We start from the raw sequence: 208 nt of genomic DNA, 5'->3' as shown, positions 1-208 counted from the left end.
GCGCCTCTTCAATCTCTCCTTGCGGCGCCTCGTAGGCACGGCTGACGACGGCGCTCTTGTCCGGCGCCGGCAGCGCCTTGCGGTCGAGTTTGCCGTTGGCGGTCAGCGGGAAACCGTCCAAGGTCACGAACGCGCTGGGCACCATGTACGCGGCCAGGCTGGCCGATAGCTGCTCACGCAAGTTGGTTGCCGACAAGGCCCCTTCTTC

1 protein-coding gene is annotated in these 208 nt (G+C 66.3%); it reads right to left on the bottom strand.

The features are described 5' to 3' along the window. On the bottom strand, positions 1 to 196 hold a 196-nt coding region (locus KVP70_RS34025; protein WP_439897420.1), incomplete at its 3' end, for a hypothetical protein. Between the last annotated feature and the right edge of the window lie 12 nt (positions 197 to 208).

Origin of the sequence: Duganella violaceipulchra (assembly GCF_019166075.1) — a bacterium.
Taxonomy (GTDB): domain Bacteria; phylum Pseudomonadota; class Gammaproteobacteria; order Burkholderiales; family Burkholderiaceae_D; genus Rugamonas; species Rugamonas violaceipulchra.
Note: the sequence above shows the minus strand (reverse complement) of the source record. Positions and strands in the feature narration are given on the sequence as shown.